This window comes from Hydrocarboniphaga effusa AP103, assembly GCF_000271305.1.
In the GTDB taxonomy this organism is placed as follows: Bacteria; Pseudomonadota; Gammaproteobacteria; order Nevskiales; family Nevskiaceae; genus Hydrocarboniphaga; species Hydrocarboniphaga effusa.
On sequence record NZ_AKGD01000001.1, the window covers coordinates 1,334,499 to 1,354,662 of the forward strand.

Genomic DNA, 20,164 nt, shown 5'->3' on the forward strand with positions numbered 1-20,164 from the left:
CGCGCGGACTCATCGCCAGCAGCCGCGAAGTCGGCCACGCAACGACGGCATCTTCACGCTATGCGTCGATGAGACGAATCCCGGCTAGTCCGCCACCTGCGCCGGCTCGAAACAGTCGATCAGCACTTCGGTGAGCACCCGCACCTTGTACGAGGCATGCAGCCCCGGCGGGCGCACGACGTAAATGCCGGCCGGAGGTGGCGGATAGCGTGTCATCACCGGAATCAGCGCGCCCGAGGCCAGGTAGTCTTTGATGATGCCGTCGGGTAACCAGGCGATGCCGAGTCCTGCTGCCGCGGCGGCGGCGAGTGCCATGGCATTGTCGGCCTTGAAGCGCCCGCGGGGATGAACCGTAATGGTCTCGTCGCCGTTCATGAACTGCCAGGCTTCCGTCCCCTGCATGAGGGCCTCATGGCCGGCAAGGTCTGCCGGCGTCTCGGGACAGCCGTGCGCCTCGATATAGTCCGGGCTCGCCACCAGCCTGCCATGCAGCGGGCCGACACACCTTGCGATCAGGTTGGAATCCTGCAGGTAGCCCACGCGGATCGCACAATCGAAACCCTCGGCGATCAGATCGACGAAGCGATCGCTGTAGGCCGTATGGATATGCAGCTGCGGATAGCGCAGCGCCATTTTCGCGAGGACGGGCGCAAGGTGAGTCGGGCCGAAGGAAAGCGGCGCGGCGATCCGCAGTCGGCCGCGAAGCTCGCCGGCAGGCAGTATCGTTTCCCTGGCGATGTCGATCTCGGCGCAGGCCCGGGCAGCGTGATCGCGAAACGTGGCGCCCGCTTCGGTCAGCGCGGCGCCGCGGGTGTTGCGTGCAAGCAGCTGGACGCCGAGTGCCGCCTCGAGCCGGGCCAGTTGCCGACTGACGATGGACTTGGAGACGCCGAGCCGGCGCGCGGCGGGTGAGACACCACCTGCATCCGCCACTTCCACAAAGGTCCGCAACGCTTCGATATCCACCTTGGCCCTCTCGTTTTCGCGGCACAGCCTGACACAGGAATTTCTGTTCCGGCGTTGCTGCTTTTGCGACACAGCAGGACAACCGGCGGCGCTATCGCACCGGGCATCGGAATGACATGGTTTGGCCTCGTCGGCAGCGCACCGCTTCGCGCTTGCCGCTGTGCAAACCCATCTCGACAACGACAGCCAGGATGCCTCCATGCCCTTTCGTAACGGCCTTGCTTCACTTCTTCGCCCCGAAGACTCGGTCCTCGTTCTGATCGACCACCAGCCCTACCAGCTCGCCAACCTCAACAGCCACGATCCGCAATCCGTGGTCAACCTCACGACCGCTCTGGCGAAGCTGGCCAAAGCTTTCCATGTTCCGACGATTCTCACGAGCGTGATCGCGGAGCGAGGTGGGGTTCTCTTCAAGCAGATCACCGACGTGTTTCCGGATCAGGAGGTGATCGACCGGACCTGGGTGAACACCTGGCAGGACGAGAAGGTTGTGGACGCGGTCAAGGCGACCGGTCGCAAGCAGCTCATCATCGCTGGCCTCTGGACCGAAGTCTGCGTCGCGATGCCGGTGATCCAGGCGGCGGGCGAAGGCTGGGACGTAACGGTGATCACCGACGCATCGGGCGGCATTTCGAAGGAATCTCATGAGGTTGCCGTCCAGCGGATGATCGCGGCGGGTGCCAACCCGATGACGGTGATGGCGCTCGCTGGCGAATGGCAGCGCGACTGGGCGCGCACCGATCATGTCGAGGAGCTGACCGAAGTCCTCATTCAGCATTTCGCCGGCAGCGGCATCGCGTATCTTTGGGAGCAGCAGCTTCTCAACACGCCGGTGCCGGGCAAGACGGGCTGATGCCGGCGGGGTGACGGAAAGCCCTGCCGGGGCACCGTGAGAAATGGACGGCTGCTCGCGGCCCGTCACCCCCCGCTTTCAGCCCCGACACGCATTCCCTGACATAACAGCTTCAAGGCCTCTTCGGCCAAACATCGCGTGAGTGCTGCAGCGGGTCGTGCGTACTGGCGCGCGATCGGCGCAGCCTGACCGGACCACAGGTTGGTGAAATCATCGTGCCCCTTGCGCTCGGCTTCGGCGCGCAGTGGTGCGAGCGCCGCACCCGCCAGAGGAAACCTCGGCACGTAGTTCGACAACGGGCCACGTTCGCGCATGAGCCGGTTCATCGCGCCGCGAGCGGGCCTGCCGGTGAACAGATTGGTCAGCGCGGTGCCGTCGTCGTTCACGTTTTCCAAGGCTGCGCGGTACAGCGGCGACAGCTTCACTTCGGGACAGAACAGATACGCGGTTCCGATCTGCGCCGCGCTCGCACCGAGCAACAACGCGGCCGCGACGCCGCGTCCATCGGCGATGCCGCCCGCCGCGATCACCGGCACGTCGACCGCGTCGACGATCTGCGGAACCAGCGCGAACGTGCCGACTTGCGTGCTCATGTCCTGGCTCAGGAAACTGCCGCGATGCCCGCCGGCCTCGCTGCCCATGGCGATGATCGCGTCGCAGCCTCGCGCGGCGAGCCAGCGCGCTTCGGCCACCGTGGTCGCCGACGACAGCACGCGCGCGCCGCTCGCTTTCACACGCGCGAGCAGCGTGGGTTCCGGCAGGCCGAAGTGAAAGCTCACGACGGCCGGACGCAGGCTTTCGACGAGTTCGCAATACACCGCATCGAATGGCGCGCGGCCCGCGGCCGGTTTGATTGTCGAGGCCTCGAGCCCGAGTTCGCGGTAGTACGGCTCGAGCTGCGCGACCCAGGCCGCGTGCTGCTGCGCATCGAATTGCGGCGTGCGATGGCAGAAGAAATTGAGGTTGAACGGCTTGCTCGTCGCCGCGCGGATCGTCTGCACGGCCTCGCGCGCCTGGTCGACGCTGTATTGGGCGCAGGCGAGCGAACCGAGGCCGCCCGCTTCGCAGACGGCGATCGCGAGCTCCGGCGTCCCGCTGCCGGCCATCGGCGCCTGGATGATCGGCCGCTCGATGCCGAGCAGATCGAGCGCGCGCCGGTCGGGCCAGGAGGCCGGGTTTTGCGTCGTGCTCATGGCCGCAGCCCGTCGCGCGGCGTGGGGACTGCGGCCGCGGTGGCCCCGGCGAGTCCGGGCCGGTTGTCCTGCAGCTCTGATGCGATCCGGATCGTGCGCTGCGCCATGGCCACCTTGCTCTCCTTGCCGGCAGCCCACGCTGCGGTCTCTGCCCGGCCGGCATCATAGCCAGAGGCCTGCGTCCGATCATCGGAGATCGAAGATCGACGGCGATGACTGGTTTTACGGTAGCCGTTGGCGCTGCGCCCATAGGGACGCAGCTGAGGGTTCAGTCATCATTCGCGACACTTCGAACGCCGAGCATCGACCGAGCATCGGCATTGCCTCCGGCGCGTCCGGAAAGACTCTGCATCAGGGAGGAGAACCCGATGAAGCTGGATCCGAAAAAGCCGCTGACGGCAGCGGCCATTTGCCTGCTCGTGCTGGCGAGCGCCTGCAGCAGCAATGGCGGCGACGCCGACGGCGGCAACGGCAATGGCGCGCCGCAAACCAAGTCCTCGCAATGGACCACGCTCGGCACCCGCGCCACGCCGGCCGAGGACGGCCGCATCGTCACGAGCAACGAAGGCGGCCAGTGGACGACCTACGATCCGCCGGCGACCTACCCGGGCACGGTCCAGCTGCCGACCCAGTTCATCAGCATGCGCGACGGCAAGCAGCTGGCCGTCTACGTGACCCTGCCGGCCGACGCCGACGGTAATGCGGTGACCACGCCGCTGCCGACCATCCTCGTGCAGACCAGCTACAACGGCGTGGCCGGCCAGACCGTCTCCGCGATCGGCGGGGCCGACCCTTACCTGGTGCAGCGCGGCTACGCCAACGTCGTCGTCGATGTGCGCGGAACCGGGCAGTCGCAGGGCTCGTGGGAAGCCTTCGGCGCGGACGAACAGGCCGATTACGCCGAAACCGTCGACTGGGTGGCCAAGCAACCGTTCTGCAACGGCAGCATCGGCCTGTTCGGCGTCTCGTACCTCGGCATCACCACGGTGCTGACCGCCGCGCAGCAGCATCCGTCGGTCAAGGCCGCGTTCCCGATCGTGCCGATCGGCGACGGCTACCGCGACATCGTCTTCACCGGCGGGCAGGTCAACCCGACCTTCATCCCGATCTGGCTCGGTCTGGTCTCGGTACTCGGGCTCACCAACCCGACCGCGCTGACCGACCCGACCGTGGGCATCCCGGCCCTGCTCGAGCACGTGATCAGCGCGGTCACCAACTTCCAGGTGCCGACGATCCTGCGCGCCCTGCTCGGCGAGCCCGAAACGGCCTACGACAGCGCGTTCTGGAGCACCCGCTCGCCGCTCGAAACCACTGCCCAGATCCAGGTGCCGACCTTCGTCGTCGGCGGGCTGCACGACATCTTCCAGCGCAGCGAGCCGATGACCTACGAGCGCCTCAAGACGCGGGTTCCGGCCAAGCTGCTGATCGGCCCGTGGACGCACATCCAGGCCGCGGGCGGCAACGGCCTGCCGGTCGACGGCGTGCCGCCGATGAACCAGATCGTGCTGCGCTGGTTCGACCAGTACGTCAAAGGCCTCGACGTGGGCGCCGACACCCTGCCCAACGTCACCCAGTACGTGCTCGGCTACGGCCACTACGTGACCGCGAGCGACTGGCCGCATCCCGATGCCAGCGCGCGTCGGCTCTACCTGCGCGGCGACAAGTCGCTCGACACCGCCGCGCCGGCCGCCGGCGAAGCGTCGAACACCGTCGCCCAGCTGCCGATCCAGGGCCTGTGCTCGATCAGCACATCGCAATGGACCGCCGGCCTGCTCGGCCTGATTCCGCTGCCCTGCTTCGAGAACAGCAACTCGGCCGAGCGCTGGGCGATCAAGTACGAAACGCCGGTGATGACCGAGGATTACTACATCAACGGCCCGATCCAGGCCGACATCTGGATGTCGACCACCGCGCTCGACGCCGGGCTGTCGGTGCGTGTGGACGATGTCGACGAGAACGGCGTCGCCAAGTCGCTCACCAATGGCCTGCAGACGGCCTCGCTGCGAGCGGTCGACGACAGCCGCTCGCGCAAGCTCGACGGCCAGATGATCCAGCCCTGGCATCCGTATACGCAGGCGGCGGTGCAGGAAGTGGGCAGCGGCAACATCGTGCTCGTGCCGGTCGAAATCTTCCCGACCAGCGCGATGATCACCAAGGGCCATCGCCTGCGCGTCGCGGTCGGGGCCAGCAACCTGCCGCAGGGCGTTCCGCCGGTGCCGACCTTGCTGCAATCGCTGGCCGGCGTGCTGACGATCTACAGCGACGCCGAGCATCCCTCGAGCGTGGTGCTGCCGGCGGTGCCGGCCAGTGCGCTGAACTGATGTTGGCCGGGTGAAACGAAGAAGGCGAAGCGCAAGAGCGCTTCGCCTTCTTCGTTTGAAGCTGCCGATTCGAGGACGCCCTCGCCGCGCAGCGCTTGCTTACGTGTGCTGGACGGCCGGCGGCGTACCGCGATTGCGGTGCTCGACCATCAGGCATTTGTCCTGCACCACCTGGATGCCGGCCCTGGCGAGCGCTTCGGCGAAGGCATCGTTGCGGATGCCGAGCTGCAGCCAGACCGAGCGTGGCTTGGCCGCCAGCAGATCGTCGAGATGCGCGGGCAGATCGCCCGGACGGCGGAACACGTCGACCATGTCGACGGTGCCGGGCACCTCGCTGAGCCTGCGGTAGACCGGCTGGCCGAGGATCTGCGTGACCTCGGGGTAATAGACCGGAACCGGCACCACCTCGAAACCGGCGTCGGCCATGTAGGCCGGCACGTAGAACGCGGGCTGATTGCCCTGCGCTTCGGTCTTGATGCCGAGCACGGCGATCCGCCGCGTGCGGGCGAGCAGCCCGCCGATTTCGGCAGGGCTTTGCAGCAGATTGCGGTGCCAGTCCATTCGCAGCCTTTCGATCGGCGCCGGCGAGCGGCCGGCGCGCAAGCTTGCCTCAAGCTCAGGCGGCGCGGGCGAGTTCGGTATCGAGCGTCGCCAGCATCGGCGAGTCGATGATCGTCTCGGCCGCCGGCACGGCGCCCGACGGTGCGCTCAGGGCCCGCACGATCTCGAGCAGGCATTGCAGCTGCTTCTCGCCGAGGTCGCCGCTCACCTGGACGGCCTTGCCGCGCCCCCAGAAGCGCACCGTGGCGTCGAAGCCGTCGATGCCGTGCACGCCCATGATGTCGCGCACCTGCGCCATGTCCTCGTCCGTGAGGAAGCCCTTCGAAAAATCCGCCTTCATCCCTGAACTCCGTGCTATCGACATCCAATTCGAGCAAATCGCCATAAAGGCCGCAAGAGCGCCGCTCATCGTCGGCTTCGGGCGCCATGATGGGCCTCCGGGCACTGAACATCGACTTAACTTTTCCGTTCGCCCCCAAGCACCTGCACGCTCAGATCGACTGTAAACCACCATTCGTCGCCCACCTTCCGGTTGCGGTGACTAAATTTAAAATTTGTTGTTATGGTCCGGCGTCACTCAACTTTCACCGAACCGACATCAAGCCGTCATGAACCTGTGCTGGTCCGCCGGCAGCGCCTGCGTCAATGGGCTGCAACAACTCCACTGGGAAGAGGCCGGCCCCGCGCACGGCGAGCCGCTGCTGCTGGTCATGGGGCTCGGCGGCCAGCTGATCCATTGGCCGGAGGCGCTCTGCGCCGATCTCGTGAGCCGCGGCTTTCGCGTGATCCGCTTCGATAATCGCGATTCGGGGCTGTCGTCCGACGCCGATGCGGGCATCGACGTCAACCTGCCGCGCGACTGGCTGCGCAGCCGCTTCGGCCGGCGCTGTGCCTCGAACTACACGCTGCACGACATGGCGGCCGACAGCCTCGGCGTGCTCGATGCGCTCGGCATCGACAGCGCGCATTTCGTCGGCGTCTCGATGGGCGGCATGATTTCGCAGATCGCCGCGGCGCGTTTCGGCAAGCGTGTGCGCAGCCTGACCTCGATCATGTCGAGCACCAACCACCCCAAGCTGCCGGCGGCCCGGCTCGACGTGCTGTTCGGCATGAGCGGCATCGGCCCACGCCCGCGCACGCGCGAGGCGGTGATCCGCCGCTCGACCGCGATGCTGCGCCGGGTCGGCAGCCCGGGGTTTCCGACGCCGACCGAATACCGCATGCAGCTCGCCGGCCGCGCCTACGACCGCGCGTTCCGCCCGAGCGCGACGATGCGCCAGACCCACGCGGTGCTCGCCACCGGCAGCTTCGAGGACCTGCTGCCGCAGGTCGTCGCGCCGACCCAGATCGTCCACGGCCTGGCCGATCCGCTGCTGCGTCCGGCCTGCGGCCGCCGCAGCGCCCAGCTGATCCGTGGCGCGAAGCTCGAGCTGATCGCGGGCATGGGTCACGACCTTGCGCCCAGCCTCGCCCCGCGCTGGTCCGAGCTGATCGCCGCCAACGCCGCGCGGGCGTGAGGCGAAAGACGGCCTGATTGCGGTGCTGGCGCGAGCAAGCCGAGCGGCTCCTTGACCCTCGGACCCGGACGCTCGCCGGGCGAGGGGCGGCAACCGTGCGGCGGCTGCGCTTCGCATTCCCGCACGGCAGGCCCGTACAATGCGCGCCTCGTTTTTTCGGCAGCGCGCCCAGATGTCCTCCGTCGCCACCCCTCGTCGTACCCGCAGCAAGTCCGCCGCCCCGAAGGTCGGCTTCGTTTCGCTGGGCTGCCCGAAGGCGCTCGTCGATTCCGAGCGCATCCTCACGCAGCTGCGCGCCGAGGGTTACCAGACCGCGCCGACCTACGACGCGGCCGACGTGGTCATCGTCAACACCTGCGGCTTCATCGACAGCGCGGTGGCCGAATCGCTCGATGCGATCGGCGAGGCGATGAACGAGAACGGCAAGGTGATCGTCACCGGCTGTCTCGGCGCCAAGGGCGACATGCTGCGCGAGAAGTTTCCGGAGCTGCTGTCGATCAGCGGTCCGCAGAACTTCACCGCGGTGATGGACGCGGTGCACACCGCGGTGCCGCATCGGCACGATCCCTTCGTCGACCTGATTCCGGCCAGGCGCAAGTCGAAGGCCGACGACGTCGGCGTCAAGCTCACGCCCAAGCACTACGCGTACCTGAAGATTTCCGAAGGCTGCAACCACAAGTGCAGCTTCTGCATCATTCCGTCGATGCGCGGCAAGCTCGATTCGCGCCTCGTCACCGACGTGCTGATCGAAGCCGAAAAGCTCGCCAAGGCCGGCGTCAAAGAGCTGCTGGTCATCAGCCAGGACACCTCGGCCTACGGCGCCGACCTCAAGTACAAGGGCGGCAGCTGGCGCGGCACCGAGTACCGCACTTCGATGCTCGACCTGTGCCGCGGCCTCGCCGAACTCGGCATCTGGGTGCGCCTGCATTACGTCTACCCGTACCCGCACGTCGACGAGATCATTCCGCTGATGGCGGCGGGCAAGCTGCTGCCCTATCTCGATATTCCGTTCCAGCACGGCTCGCCGAGCGTGCTCAAGCGCATGAAGCGCCCGGCCTTCGCCGAGAACACGCTCGAGCGCATCAAGGCCTGGCGCAAGATCTGCCCGGAGCTCGTGATCCGCAGCACCTTCATCGTCGGCTTTCCGGGCGAGACCGAAGCCGAGTTCCAGGAACTGCTCGACTGGCTCAAGGTGGCGCAGCTCGATCGCGTCGGCTGCTTCGAATACTCGCCCGTCGAAGGCGCGACCGCGAACGAACTCGCCGATCCGGTGCCGGACGAGGTGAAGGCCGATCGTCTCGCCCGCTTCATGAAGGCGCAGGCCAAGATCAGCAAGGCACGGCTCAAGAAGCGCGTCGGCAAGCTGCTCGACATCATGGTCGACGGCACCGACGAAGACGGCGTGCTGGTCGGCCGCAGCTACGGCGAAGCGCCCGAGATCGACGGCAAGGTCTACCTGTCCTGCGAAATCCCGCTCAAGCCGGGCCAGATCGTCAAGGCCAGGGTGCTCGAATCGAGCGAGCACGATCTGCACGCCGAGGTTATCGAGGATTAAGTCGCGTTCGTCGGGCGCTGGCCCGACGGTTTGTTCACACGCGCTATCGTCGGCCGACGAAGGCTGATGGACTTCGGCCGACACTTCACGCGAGGAACGCGATGCATCGCTTCAAGCCCGATCGCGCCTCCCGCTAGCGGCGATACGCATGCGACGCGGATGGCGATTGGCAGCACTGTCATGGCTCGCGCTGAGCATCGAAGCCGCGGCCGGCAACCCGACCGAGGCATCAGCATCGGCACCGGTCGAAGTCTCCGCGCCGACGCCTGAAGACGAGGCGATCCGCTGCTTCACGCTGCGCCGCGACGACCCCGCCGCCGCCGCCGCGCTCGCCGACACCATCCTCGCCACACCCAGGCTCTCGCTCGAAACCCGCATCAAGACGCTGAGCTGCCAGGGCATGGCGCTGAGCCTGGCGGGCAATGCCCCGCGCGCACGCGAAACCGCGCAGCGCGTCGTCGATCTCGTCGACCACAACGCGTTCTCGCCCGCTTTCCAGCTGCGCGCCTTGTCCAATGCCGGCGCGGTGTTTCACAACATCGGCGACATCGCGATGGCCGAGACGCTCTACGAGCGCGCCTACGAGGCCGCCCAGGGCGACGAGGACGGCAAGGAGGCCCAGCAGGTCATGCTGACCAACCTGGCGATGATCCACTCCGAGTATCTCGGCGATCCCGAGGCCGCCGACAAGCAGCTGCGCGCCGCGCTCGCGCTGGCGACGAGCAAATCGATCGGCGTCCTGCTGGCCTACAACTTCGCCTACAACCTCGTGCGGCTCGAACGCTACGACGAGGCGGCCGGGGCGATCGACCGCGCCGAAGTCCTCGCCAGGGCCGAAGGCTCGCGCATGTTCGAGTACCGGCTCGCCTCCGAGCGCGCGATGCTGCTGCGGCACCGCCATCAGGATCGCGAGGCCCGGCGCCTGCTCGAAACCACGATCGAAGCCCAGCACGCCCTGCCCGATCCGGGCGGCGAATCGATGAGCCTGTCGCGGCTGTCGGCGCTGCTGCGCGGCCCCGGCGAACTACCGCTGGCGCTCGCCAAGGCGCGGCTCGCGGTCGAGCTCGCCGAATCCGCGGCCCTGCATCAGGAGCGGCTGACCGCGCTCGCGGCGCTCGCCGAAGCGCAGGCCGCCTCCGGCCAGGCGGTGGCCGCGCTGCGCACGAGCGAGCAGCGCGCCGCGCTCGAAATCGCGCCGCTGCGCAGCTACAACGTGCAACGCCTCGCGCAGCTGCAGGCGCGCCTGCAGAGCGAGGCCGATACGCGCGAGATCGAGCGCCTGCGCCACGAAAGCAAGGTCAATGCGCTGACCGCCGAGCGCGATCAGCTGGTGCGCCGCTGGGAGCTCATCACGCTGGCCATGGCCGCGTTCATCGCGTTCGCGGTGACGCTGTACCAGCGCCGCGTGAACCGCAAGCTGCACCGGCTCAGCACCCACGACATGCTGACCGGCCTGCCGAACCGGCGCGCCGCGACGCGCCTGCTCGACGAAGCCGTGGCCGCGGCCGCGGCCGCGCCCGACAAGGCGACGCGCAGCGTGGTGCTGCTGATCGACGTCGATCACTTCAAGGCCATCAACGACAGGCTCGGCCACGATGGTGGCGATCTCGCGCTCAAGACCGTGGCCGAAGGTCTGCGCAAGGTTCAGCGCGACGGCGACGTACTGGCGCGCTGGGGCGGCGAGGAATTCCTGGTCATTGCGCACGGCCTCGATTTCGCCGGCGCCGCGGCGCTTTCGGAACGCCTGCGCAGCACCATCGAGCACTTGTCGGAAGACCCGATCACGGTCTCGATCGGCTTCGCCCCGTGCCCGTTCTTCGCGAGCGACGCGGCGAACCAGCCGGGCTGGAAGAACGCGCTGAGCTTCGCCGATCACGCGCTCTACGCGGCCAAGCATTCGGGCCGCAACGGCTGGGTGGGCCTGTGGCCGCGCCATCACATCGACCACGCCAATAATTCCGCCGCCGTGCTCGCGGACCCGCAGCGGGCGCTGCGCCGCGACGACATCGAAGTGCGCGCGAGCGCCAGCACCGTCGTCTGGAAAGTCGATGCCGGCGCCTAGCGCCTGAACAGCCCGCTACACGCCGATGAGCAGGTACCACATCGGCACGGTCAGGAACGACACCGCGATGCCGATGCTGATCATCGCCGTGGTCGCATCGGGGTTGAGCCCGTACTGCTTGGCGAAGATGCCGGCGGTGATCATCGGCGCCATCGCCACCTGCAGGATGCCGACCGTGATCGGCAGGCCGTGCACGCCCATGGCGATCGCCCCGAGCCACATGAGGCCCGGCATCAGCAACAGCTTCCACAGCACGCCGATGCCGATCAGCGGCAGATAACGGCGGATCGCCCCGAGCTGCAGCTGCAAGCCCACCGAGAACAGCGCGAGCGGCGACAGCGTGTCGGACAGGCGCTTGAGCACGCCTTCGAGCGCCTCGTTCCATTGCAGGCCGACCAGCTTCATCGCGAGCGCGATGAACAGGGCCTGCACGGGCACGAAGCGCAGCACGCTGACGAGCAGATCGAGCGGCTTCGATTGCTGCCCGGCGAAGTAGGCCGCGAGCGGCAGGCCGATCAGGGTCGTGCAGTAGAAACCGGCCTGATCCGCGATGACGGCCGGGCCCAGCGCCTGCGGGCCGATCAGCGCGATCAGCAGCGGAAAGCCCACGAACGAGGTGTTGCCCAGGCCCCAGCACAAGGTCATCGCGCCCTGGGTTCCGCGATCCCAGTTCAGGCGCCGCGCGAGCACCGCCATGACCGCCATCGTCGACAGCATCAGCACGACGGGGCCCAGCGCGGGCAGCAGCATGCGGCCGTCGAAATGCAGCTTCGGAATCTGCTCGAGCACCACCGCGGGCAAGGCGATGCGCAGCAGCCAGGCGTTGATGACCGGCACCGCGTTGTCGGGCATCCACTTGAGGCGCGCACAAACCCAGCCCAGCAGCGGGCAGATCAGCAGCAGAAGGAAGGCACTCATCGCGCGCTCACCGCGCGCCGTGCCGCATGCACGCGACTCACGAAGCCAGCAGTCGATCGAAGCCGAAGCTGCGCGGATTGAGGATGTTGAGCGGATCGTGCTCGCGCTTGAGCCCGCGCACGGTGTCGAGCTCTTCGCGTGGCGAACGCCGCAGATACTCGTCGGCCCACTTGGAGCCGATGCCGTGTTCGGCCGAAAACGAGCCGCCGTGCTGCAAGGTGACGTCGATGACCAGGCCGGTCAGCTCGGCCGAACGCGGCGCGATCGGATGCTCCTTCGTGCCGATCACATGCAGATGCGCGCCGCCGACGCCGGCGTGACCGAAGGCGATCAGCTCGGTGCCGGCCGCACGCTCGGCGAGCGCGGCGCGCAGGCCGTCGAGGTATTCGCCGAAGCCGGTCAGCGGCGTCGCGGTGTCGAAGCTCAGGCGCCCGCCGCCGAGCGCGCGCATGCGCGCGTTGCTCGCTTCGGTGATCGAGTGGCGGATCTTCTTGAGCGCGGGCAGCGGCGCGTAGCCGATGTGCTCGTCGGGCAGGTTTAGATCACCGGCCAGGAAATCGTAGAGCGAGGACGCGAGGTCCTCGTCGGCATCGTCGGATTTCACCTGCAGCAGCAGGTACAGCGGGCTGTCGACCGCTTGCGAAAACGGCAGGCGGAAAGCTTCGCCCTGCAGCTCGCGCACGAGGTCCATGGCCGACGACGAGATGAATTCGAATTCCTCGACGCGATCGCCGAAGCGCTTGCGCGCGGCTTTGAGCACACGCATCGACTGCTTCATGTCGGCGACCGGAATCAGCGCGGCCTCGCGCTGTGCCGGAATCGCATACGTGCGCAGCGTCAGGCGCGTGATGAGCCCGAACGCGCCTTGCGAGCCGAGCAGACCCCAGCCCGGTTCGATGTGCAGCGAGTTGATCGCGAAGCGCTCGGGCGACGGCTGCCACGGGCTGGCGCTGCACGGGCCGGCGGCTTCGCCGTTGCCCCACCAACCCCAGGCCGCCTCGGTCATGTGCGCGCCGGTGCCGTAGCAGACCGCATTGGAGCCGGCCGAGGCATTCGCCGCGCAGGCGCCGACGCTGGCCGACGAGCTCGAACCCATTTCCATCGGAAACATCAGCCCCAGCGGGCGCAACCAGTCGTTCACCGCGTCGACGGCAACGCCGCCCTGCACGGTGAGGCGCGCGCCGCGCGGGTCGGGCCGCTTGAGCGATTCCCACCAGGCCAGCAGCGCATCGCCGGCCGCGCTGACGACGATGTTCTCGGACCAGGTGTAGCGGCGACCGTCGGCGAGCGTGAATTCGATCGGGCGATTGAGCTTTTCGAGGCTCAGCACCGCTTCGCCGAGCGGGCGCTGCGCTTCGACCAGGCCGGTGCGTCCGCTGCTGATCACCAGCGGCATCGCATGGCGATTGCAGATTTTCAGGATCTCGCCGACTTCGGCCTCGGTCTGCGGCAGCAGCACCAGGCCCGTACGGCCACGCGGACCGCGCTCGAGCACTTCGTAGCGCTCGAGCCGCTCGCTCGCGTCGACACAGCGGGGGCCGAGCACGGCGCGGAGTTCGGATACAGCGGAGTCGACGATCATCGCGAAGTCATCAGGCGGTGGATTCAAGGGCCGGCCCGTACGGTCAGGAGCGGGTCAGCTCCTGCTGGGCCCAATAGTTTACAAAGCTTTGAACGATGTCCGGCGGCCGCTCGCCGGCCTCGGGCCTTGCGTCCCTGCCACGGATGGCGGGAATGGGCCGGGTATTTCCTTCTTTTCAAGGACGAAAAGAGCATGAAGGCATTGGTGATCGGTGGCGCCGGCTACATCGGCAGCCACATGGTGAAGACCTTGCAGCGCGCCGGACACGAGGTCGCGGTGTTCGACAATTTCTCCACCGGACATCGCGAAGCGATCGAAGACGTGAAGATCTACGAGGGCGACCTGCAGGCGGCCGCCGAGATCGACCCGGTGCTCTCCGGCTATCGCCCCGACCTGGTGCTGCATTTCGCGGCGCGCTCGCTGGTCGCCGAATCGATGGTCGATCCGGCGCTCTATCACGCCAACAACACCTGCGGCGTCATGACGCTGCTCGACGGCATGCGCCGCCACAAGCTCGATCGGCTGGTGTTCTCGTCCACCGCCGCGGTCTACGGTTTTCCGCAGCAGCGGCGCATCGACGAAAGCCATCCGACCGCGCCGATCAACACCTACGGCTGGAGCAAGCTGTTCTGCGAAAGCATGATCAGCGACTACTGCCGCGCCTACGGGCTGCGCGCGGCCGTGCTGCGCTATTTCAACGCCTCGGGCGCCGATCCCTCGGGCACCATCGGCGAGGCGCACGAACCCGAGACGCATCTGATTCCGAACGTGCTGCGCGCCGCGGTCGGGCGCGCCGACAAGGTCACCGTGTTCGGCAAGGATCACGACACGCGCGACGGCTACTGCGTGCGCGACTACATCCACGTCAACGACCTGGCCGACGCGCATCTGCTCGCCTACGACGCGCTCAACCGCGCCGACCAGCCGGATTTCCAGCTCTACAACCTCGGCAACGGCCAGGGTTTTTCGGTGATCGAAGTGCTGCGCGCGGCTGAGGCGGTGGTCGGCAGGACGATCCCGATGGAGCTGGCCGATCGCCGCGCCGGCGATCCGCCCGTACTCGTCGCCGGGGCCGGCAAGGCCCGCAGCATCCTCGGCTGGACGCCCAAAATCCCCGAACTGCACCGTATCATCGCCACGGCCTGGCGCTGGCATCAGGAACAGCGCTACTGAGGTGACCCGGTCCCGCCCCGCCGCGCGATCGGCCTGGCGAGGACTTCAAACTGCAGGATCGACGCTGGCTATGGCAACCGTGGATCGTGGTGCTGGCCTACGTGGTCGGCCACGCGGTGCTGGATCGCATCAGCTACATCGTGCCGGTGCTTCCGCTCGGCATCTCGCCGTGGAATCCGCCGTCCGGGCTGACGATGTTCCTGCTGCTGGGCTTCGGCATCCGCTACTGGCCCACGGTGCCGGTGGCCTGCATCGTGTCCGAATTTTTCACGCGCGGCTTGCCGACGCCGGTGCCGCTGCTGTTCGCGGCCTGCTGGATCACGCTGGTCTACTCGCTCAGCGCGCTGGTGCTGAAGCGCCGGCTGTCGCAGGGCTCGCGCATCGAATCGCTGGCCGATTTCGGCTGGTTTCTGGGCTGCACGCTGGTTTCCACGCTCGCGGTCGCAGCAGGCTACGTTGCCATCTTCACACTCGGCGGCGCGCTGCACTGGCCCGATTTCTCCGCGCACTTCATCCGCTTCTGGATCGGCGAAGCCAACGGCATTCTCGTGGTCACGCCGCTGCTGCTGACCCTGCGCGGCTGGCGGCCAAACCGCCCCGACAACCGCGAGCTGCTCGAACTGCTCGCCCAGGGCTCGAGCCTGGGGCTGGCGCTCTGGTTCGTGTTCCGCGAGCCGAATCTCGAGCAGTTCCAGTTCTTTTATGTGCTGTTCCTGCCGATGCTCTGGATCGTCGCGCGGCATGGCCTGATCGGGGCGGTGATCTCGCTCGCGGCGACCCAGCTCGGCCTGATCGCGGTGGTGCCGGGCACCGAGCTGTTCGCGGTCTCGTTCATCCGCTACCAGTTTCTGATGCTGAGCCTCTGCGTCACCGGCCTGACGATGGGCGCGCTGGCCATGCAGCGCGCGCGCGCCGACGCCGCGGTGCACGAGAAAACCGCGCTGCTCTCGCGCACCCTGCAGATGGCCGCGGCGGGCGAGCTGTCGTCCACGCTCACGCACGAGCTCAATCAGCCCATCACCGCCTCGACCAATTACCTGTCTGCCTGCCGGCTGCTGATCGAGCAGCCCGAGCTCGATCGCGAGCGCCTCGCCGATACGCTGATCAAGGCCGACCAGGAAGTGCGCCGGGCCGCCGGGGTGGTGCACCGTCTGCGTGACTTCTTCCAGCACGGCACCATCGTTCGCGAGCCCGTGGATCTTCCAGCGCTGATCGGCCGCGTCGAGCGCCGGCTGGCGGCGCGGGCCGCGCGCCTCGGCATCAGCGTCGACCTGCGCGCCGAGAGCGAGCTTTTCCGCGTGCAGGCGGATGCGGTACAACTGGAACTGGTCCTCAACAACCTGCTCACCAACGCGCTCGACGCTTACGAACAAGCCGGACGCGCCCGCGGGCAAGTGGTCATCACCGTGTCGAACCTTGTCGCAGACGACGTGTCCAAAGCCCCGCGCCGCATCCTGATCGGCATCGACGATGATGGTCCGGGCATTCCGGCCGACTTGATGGCGCGCCTGTTCGAGCCGTTCACGACGAGCAAATCGACCGGGCTGGGACTGGGCCTGGCGATCAGCCGCACGCTCGCCGAGGCCAATGGCGGCGAGCTGCACTATCTTCCTTCCACGCGCGGCGGCAGCCGTTTCGAACTGCTGCTGCAGGGGCTTTGAACATGTCACGAATCGCCAGCACCGCAACGCCTCTCGCGGGCCATCACCCCGCCACGCTGACCGGCACCGTCTTCATCGTCGACGACGATGCCTCGGTGCGCGATTCCACCGCCCTGTACCTGAGCCTCAAGGGCTTCCAGACGCAGCTGTTCGCCTGCGGCGAAGACTTCCTGTCGGCCATGCCCGACGAGCCCGTGGGCTGCGTGCTGCTCGATCTGCGCATGCCGGGGCTGTCGGGAATCGAAGTGCATCAGCAGCTGCTGCGCAGCCGTCCGGAGCTGCCGGTGATCTTCCTGACCGCGCATGGCGATGTCGCCACCGTGCGCCAATGCCTCAAGGCCGGCGCGTCGGATTTCATCGAGAAGCCGGTCGATCACGACATGCTGATCGAGGCCGTCAACAAGGCGCTGGCGCAGCAGGCGAGCCTGGCCGCCGACCGCGATCGCCAGAGCCAGAAGCAAAGCCGCCTGAGCCGGCTGACGCCGCGCGAAAGCGAGGTGCTGCGCCTGCTCGCCGAAGGCCTGCAGAACCGCGACGTGGCCGTGAAGCTCGACATCAGCCCCCGTACCGTCGAGGTCTACAAGGCGCGGCTGATGGAAAAACTGCAGACGCGCACGCTGGCCGACTTGATTCGCGTCGTCTTCGACGAAAAACAACAATAATCGGCGTTGCCGCCGCATCGTGAGCCACACCGGCGCGCCTTCGCAGCGCGAGCCGGCGTTGCAACCCCTTACGGGACGTCACGGATTATGAAAAGCACGCCAGCTGCCTAGCATGCCGCGGTGGGCCTTTGTCCTGGGCCTGATGCCACGGGCCTTTTCATGTCGCAGCCGAGTTGGGATTCACGCATCGCGGGCACGCTGGGTGCGACCAGCGAGCGCCTGCCGCCCGTGTCCATCGTGCTGCCCGTGCTGCTGGTTTTCAGCGTTTTCGTGCTGTTCGTCGCGCCAAGCGGAACCCCCGAACGGCTGGTTCCGATCGTGGGCACGCTCGGGCTGTTCATCGAGTGCCTGTATCTCACGCACCTGGCGTTTCGCATCTATCACTGCCTGCTCAACCGCTCTCTGGCCAACGGACGTTCGCGCAAGGCCGATGCTTCGACGCTGTGGCGGCAGCAATTGCGACGTTCGATGCTGCCCGCGCTGTATGCGCTGATCGGCTTCTGGGTGTTCGCGCTGCTGTTCTATCCGGTTGCGCACAAGGTCACGCTCTCCTCGTCCGCGGATAGTGGCGTTGGCGCCCTGCTGTGGCTGCTGAGCGTCGGTGCGGCCATCGTCGGGCTCGCGTTCGGTCAACTCGTCTCGTTGATGCTCGACGTCATCCAGCAGCGCCATCTCGCGGCCGAGGGCCGCGACGCGACGACCTGAAAGCTTCGCGATGAGCACGCTCGAGCGCTTGTCCGGTGTCGATCTGCTGCGCGGTAGCCTGTTGCTGCTCATGACGATGTCGCATCTGCCGATCGGCTGGGCCGGCGGGCTCGGGCAGCCGCTCGGCTTCATCTCGGCGGCCGAAGGCTTCGTCTTCGTCTCCGCGTTCCTGGCGTCGAGCATCTTCATGCGCCGCTACCGGCAGCGCGGCGCGGCGGCGGCGACACGCTGGGTTTTCCAGCGTGCGCTGCGCGTCTATCTGTGCCACATCGCGCTGATCGTGCTCGCCTTCACCGTGATCGCCTGGTTCGCGAGCCGTTACCAGCGGCCTGCGGTGATGAACCTGCTCGACTTCTATTTCCGCGATCCGGCGCTGGCCTCGCTGAGCGCGCTCGTGCTCGTCTACCAGCCGCCGCTGCTCGACATCCTGCCGATGTACGTGCTGTTCCTGCTCACCACCGCGCCGATGCTGTTGCTGGCCGGTCGCGTCGGCTGGCGCTGGATACTCGGGGCGAGCGGCGCACTGTGGGCACTCGCGCAATTCGGCCTGCGGCCCTGGGTGTTCCAGGCGGTTTCGCAGTCGATCCAGCGGCATTTCGGCTGGGACATTCCGCTCACCGCGATCGGCGCCTTCGATCTGTTCGCCTGGCAGCTGCTATGGATGCTCGGGCTCTGGTTCGGCGATGTCGGCATGGATCGGCTGCGCCATGCGCTGCAGGCCGGCAACGGACTGCTGATCGCCGGCGTGCTGCTGTCGCTCGCGCTGTTCGTCTGGCGGCACACGAGCGGGCCCGAAGGCTTCAGCGATCTGTCGCGGCACTTCTTCTGGATCGACAAGTGGACGCTCTCGCCGATCCGCCTGCTCAACCTCGGCGCGCTGCTCTGCGTGTTCGTCGGCCTGGGCCAGTATCTCGCGCCGCTGCGCAAGCTCTCGCTCGTCGAAGCACTCGGACGCTCCTCGCTCTGGGGCTTCGTCGCCCACCTGTGCTCGGTGCTGCTGCTGTTGCTGCTGATCGACCAGAGCGAAGAATCGCTGCACGGCTTCATCGCCGCCGGCGCGATCCTGTTCGCCTACGGCGCCTTGTTCACGACCGCCGCGGTGTATCAGCGGCGCAGCCGCGGCGGCAGCGAATAGGCGATCAGGGCTTGGCAGCGCGTGCGCCTGGTCGACAGAATCGCGCATCTGTGCAAGCGCGTGGCCCGACGGATTCGCGGCGGGATCGGAACGAGGCGCGAATCGCGGCAAGCCCCGCGTCGACGCTTTCGTGCAGCGCGGGGTGGCCGAACCTGTCGGCATGGCTACCCGCCCGGTAGTCGGCCTGCAGCCCATCCGATGAGCTCATGGGCCCTTCCGGGCCCGGTCGGGGCGGCGCCGTCAGCCCGCCAGCACCACGCGGTTCTTGCCCGATTTCTTGGCCGTGTACATCGCCGTGTCGGCGGCGCGGATCAGCGCCTCGCGGCGATCCGGCATGCCGCGGCAGTGCTCGGGGAACAGGGCGACGCCGAGGCTCGCGCCGATCGACACGATCTGCTGTTCACCGCCGCCGATCTCGAGCTCGTAGGGCTGCTTGACCGCCTCGCAGATGAGGTTCGCGAGATCGACGATCTGCTCCGCCGTATTGACGTCTTCGACGATCACCGCGAACTCGTCGCCGCCGAGTCGCGCGACGGTGTCGCTGCGACGGATCGCCTGGCGCATGCGGCCGGCGATCCGCTGCAGCAGCCGATCGCCGGCCAGATGGCCGTAGCGATCGTTGACCGGCTTGAAGCCGTCGATGTCGATGTAGAGCAGGCCGACGAGCTGGCGGCTGCGGTCTGCGCGCGCGAGCGCGTGATCCATCCGGTCCATGAACAGCGCGCGGTTCGGCAGATCGGTCAGCGCATCATGCGTGGCGCGGTACAGCACCATCTCCTCGGCGCGCTTGCGTTCGATGATCTCGGCTTCGAGCAGCTGGTTGCGCGCATCGAGTTCGGTCACCAGTTTCCGCAGTTGCCGCTTGCCCCGGTACAGGTCGAGGAACACGCGCACCTTGCTCTGCAGGATGACGTCGTTGATCGGCTTGGCGATGTAGTCGACCGCGCCGAAGCTGTAGCCGCGCAGGCGGTTCATGTCGTCGGCGAACGCGGCGGTGACGAAGATGATCGGCGTCTGGGCGGTGCTAGCTTCCTCGGCGAGCAGGCTGGCGACTTCGAAGCCGTCGATGTCGGGCATCTGCACGTCGAGCAGGATCAGCGCGAACTCGTGATCGAGGCAGGCAGCGAGCGCTTCGTTGCCCGATCGGGCCTCGATGATTTCGGCGCCCGATCGGGCCAGCAGCCGGCGCATCGCGACGAGGTTGGCCGGCGTGTCGTCGACGACGAGGATCTTCGGCAGCGGTGTCTCCTGCGCAGCGTCCGCAGCGCTGCTTGTAGAAGGGGTCGGATGGTCAGGCATG

General features: G+C 67.4%; 17 protein-coding genes. 10 read left to right on the top strand and 7 right to left on the bottom strand.

Annotation, left to right across the window (positions count from 1 at the left end; all coding sequences use genetic code 11):
* Positions 1-84 precede the first annotated feature (84 nt).
* Positions 85-966, bottom strand: a complete 882-nt coding sequence (locus WQQ_RS05845) for a LysR family transcriptional regulator (protein ID WP_007184165.1) — start codon at positions 964-966, stop codon at positions 85-87.
* A gap of 199 nt (positions 967-1,165) precedes the next feature.
* Between WQQ_RS05845 and WQQ_RS05850 the strand changes: the two genes are divergently transcribed.
* Positions 1,166-1,819, top strand: a complete 654-nt coding sequence (locus WQQ_RS05850; RefSeq protein ID WP_040453621.1) for a hydrolase — start codon at positions 1,166-1,168, stop codon at positions 1,817-1,819.
* Between the two features lie 65 nt (positions 1,820-1,884).
* Here WQQ_RS05850 and WQQ_RS05855 read toward each other — a convergent pair whose 3' ends face one another.
* Positions 1,885-3,012, bottom strand: coding sequence for an NAD(P)H-dependent flavin oxidoreductase (locus WQQ_RS05855; protein WP_007184167.1), 1,128 nt, complete (start codon positions 3,010-3,012; stop codon positions 1,885-1,887).
* 368 nt (positions 3,013-3,380) lie between these two features.
* Between WQQ_RS05855 and WQQ_RS05860 the strand changes: the two genes are divergently transcribed.
* Positions 3,381-5,333, top strand: a complete 1,953-nt coding sequence (locus WQQ_RS05860) for a CocE/NonD family hydrolase (RefSeq protein ID WP_007184169.1) — start codon at positions 3,381-3,383, stop codon at positions 5,331-5,333.
* 99 nt (positions 5,334-5,432) lie between these two features.
* Here the strand turns inward: WQQ_RS05860 and WQQ_RS05865 are convergent, their stop codons facing one another.
* Both WQQ_RS05865 and WQQ_RS05870 read right to left on the bottom strand, forming a co-directional pair.
* On the bottom strand, positions 5,433-5,894 hold the full coding sequence (locus WQQ_RS05865; protein ID WP_040453622.1) for a CoA-binding protein: 462 nt from the start codon (positions 5,892-5,894) through the stop codon (positions 5,433-5,435).
* 55 nt (positions 5,895-5,949) lie between these two features.
* Positions 5,950-6,234, bottom strand: coding sequence for a hypothetical protein (locus WQQ_RS05870; RefSeq protein ID WP_007184171.1), 285 nt, complete (start codon positions 6,232-6,234; stop codon positions 5,950-5,952).
* A gap of 268 nt (positions 6,235-6,502) precedes the next feature.
* Between WQQ_RS05870 and WQQ_RS05875 the strand changes: the two genes are divergently transcribed.
* From WQQ_RS05875 to WQQ_RS05885, 3 genes are all read left to right on the top strand, one after another.
* Entirely contained in the window at positions 6,503-7,411 is a 909-nt protein-coding gene (locus WQQ_RS05875) for an alpha/beta fold hydrolase (RefSeq protein ID WP_007184172.1), read from the top strand.
* A gap of 172 nt (positions 7,412-7,583) precedes the next feature.
* Positions 7,584-8,966: a 30S ribosomal protein S12 methylthiotransferase RimO gene (gene rimO / locus WQQ_RS05880; protein WP_050997646.1), complete on the top strand. Its 1,383-nt coding sequence runs from the start codon at positions 7,584-7,586 to the stop codon at positions 8,964-8,966.
* Positions 8,967-9,132: 166 nt separating this feature from the next.
* The gene (locus tag WQQ_RS05885; protein WP_007184174.1) at positions 9,133-11,028 is read left to right on the top strand and encodes a GGDEF domain-containing protein; all 1,896 of its coding nucleotides are present in this window, start codon (positions 9,133-9,135) and stop codon (positions 11,026-11,028) included.
* Between the two features lie 15 nt (positions 11,029-11,043).
* Here WQQ_RS05885 and WQQ_RS05890 read toward each other — a convergent pair whose 3' ends face one another.
* Together WQQ_RS05890 and WQQ_RS05895 are read right to left on the bottom strand one after the other, a co-directional pair.
* On the bottom strand, positions 11,044-11,946 hold the full coding sequence (locus WQQ_RS05890; RefSeq protein WP_007184175.1) for an AEC family transporter: 903 nt from the start codon (positions 11,944-11,946) through the stop codon (positions 11,044-11,046).
* A 37-nt stretch (positions 11,947-11,983) separates the two neighbouring features.
* Positions 11,984-13,528, bottom strand: coding sequence for an FAD-binding oxidoreductase (locus WQQ_RS05895; RefSeq protein WP_007184176.1), 1,545 nt, complete (start codon positions 13,526-13,528; stop codon positions 11,984-11,986).
* Between the two features lie 192 nt (positions 13,529-13,720).
* On the opposite strand from WQQ_RS05895, the gene galE reads away from it, so the two are divergent.
* From galE to opgC, 5 genes are all read left to right on the top strand, one after another.
* The gene (gene galE, locus WQQ_RS05900; protein WP_007184177.1) at positions 13,721-14,701 is read left to right on the top strand and encodes a UDP-glucose 4-epimerase GalE; all 981 of its coding nucleotides are present in this window, start codon (positions 13,721-13,723) and stop codon (positions 14,699-14,701) included.
* A gap of 89 nt (positions 14,702-14,790) precedes the next feature.
* The gene (locus WQQ_RS05905; RefSeq protein ID WP_007184178.1) at positions 14,791-16,362 is read left to right on the top strand and encodes an ATP-binding protein; all 1,572 of its coding nucleotides are present in this window, start codon (positions 14,791-14,793) and stop codon (positions 16,360-16,362) included.
* Between the two features lie 2 nt (positions 16,363-16,364).
* The gene (locus tag WQQ_RS05910) at positions 16,365-17,024 is read left to right on the top strand and encodes a response regulator transcription factor (protein WP_007184179.1); all 660 of its coding nucleotides are present in this window, start codon (positions 16,365-16,367) and stop codon (positions 17,022-17,024) included.
* A gap of 159 nt (positions 17,025-17,183) precedes the next feature.
* Positions 17,184-17,729: a hypothetical protein gene (locus WQQ_RS05915; protein WP_007184180.1), complete on the top strand. Its 546-nt coding sequence runs from the start codon at positions 17,184-17,186 to the stop codon at positions 17,727-17,729.
* Between the two features lie 10 nt (positions 17,730-17,739).
* The gene (gene opgC / locus WQQ_RS05920) at positions 17,740-18,864 is read left to right on the top strand and encodes an OpgC domain-containing protein (RefSeq protein WP_007184181.1); all 1,125 of its coding nucleotides are present in this window, start codon (positions 17,740-17,742) and stop codon (positions 18,862-18,864) included.
* 240 nt (positions 18,865-19,104) lie between these two features.
* Here the strand turns inward: opgC and WQQ_RS05925 are convergent, their stop codons facing one another.
* Positions 19,105-20,163 (bottom strand): diguanylate cyclase domain-containing protein, encoded by a 1,059-nt coding sequence (locus WQQ_RS05925; RefSeq protein WP_007184182.1) that lies wholly within the window; start codon positions 20,161-20,163, stop codon positions 19,105-19,107.
* Between the last annotated feature and the right edge of the window lies 1 nt (position 20,164).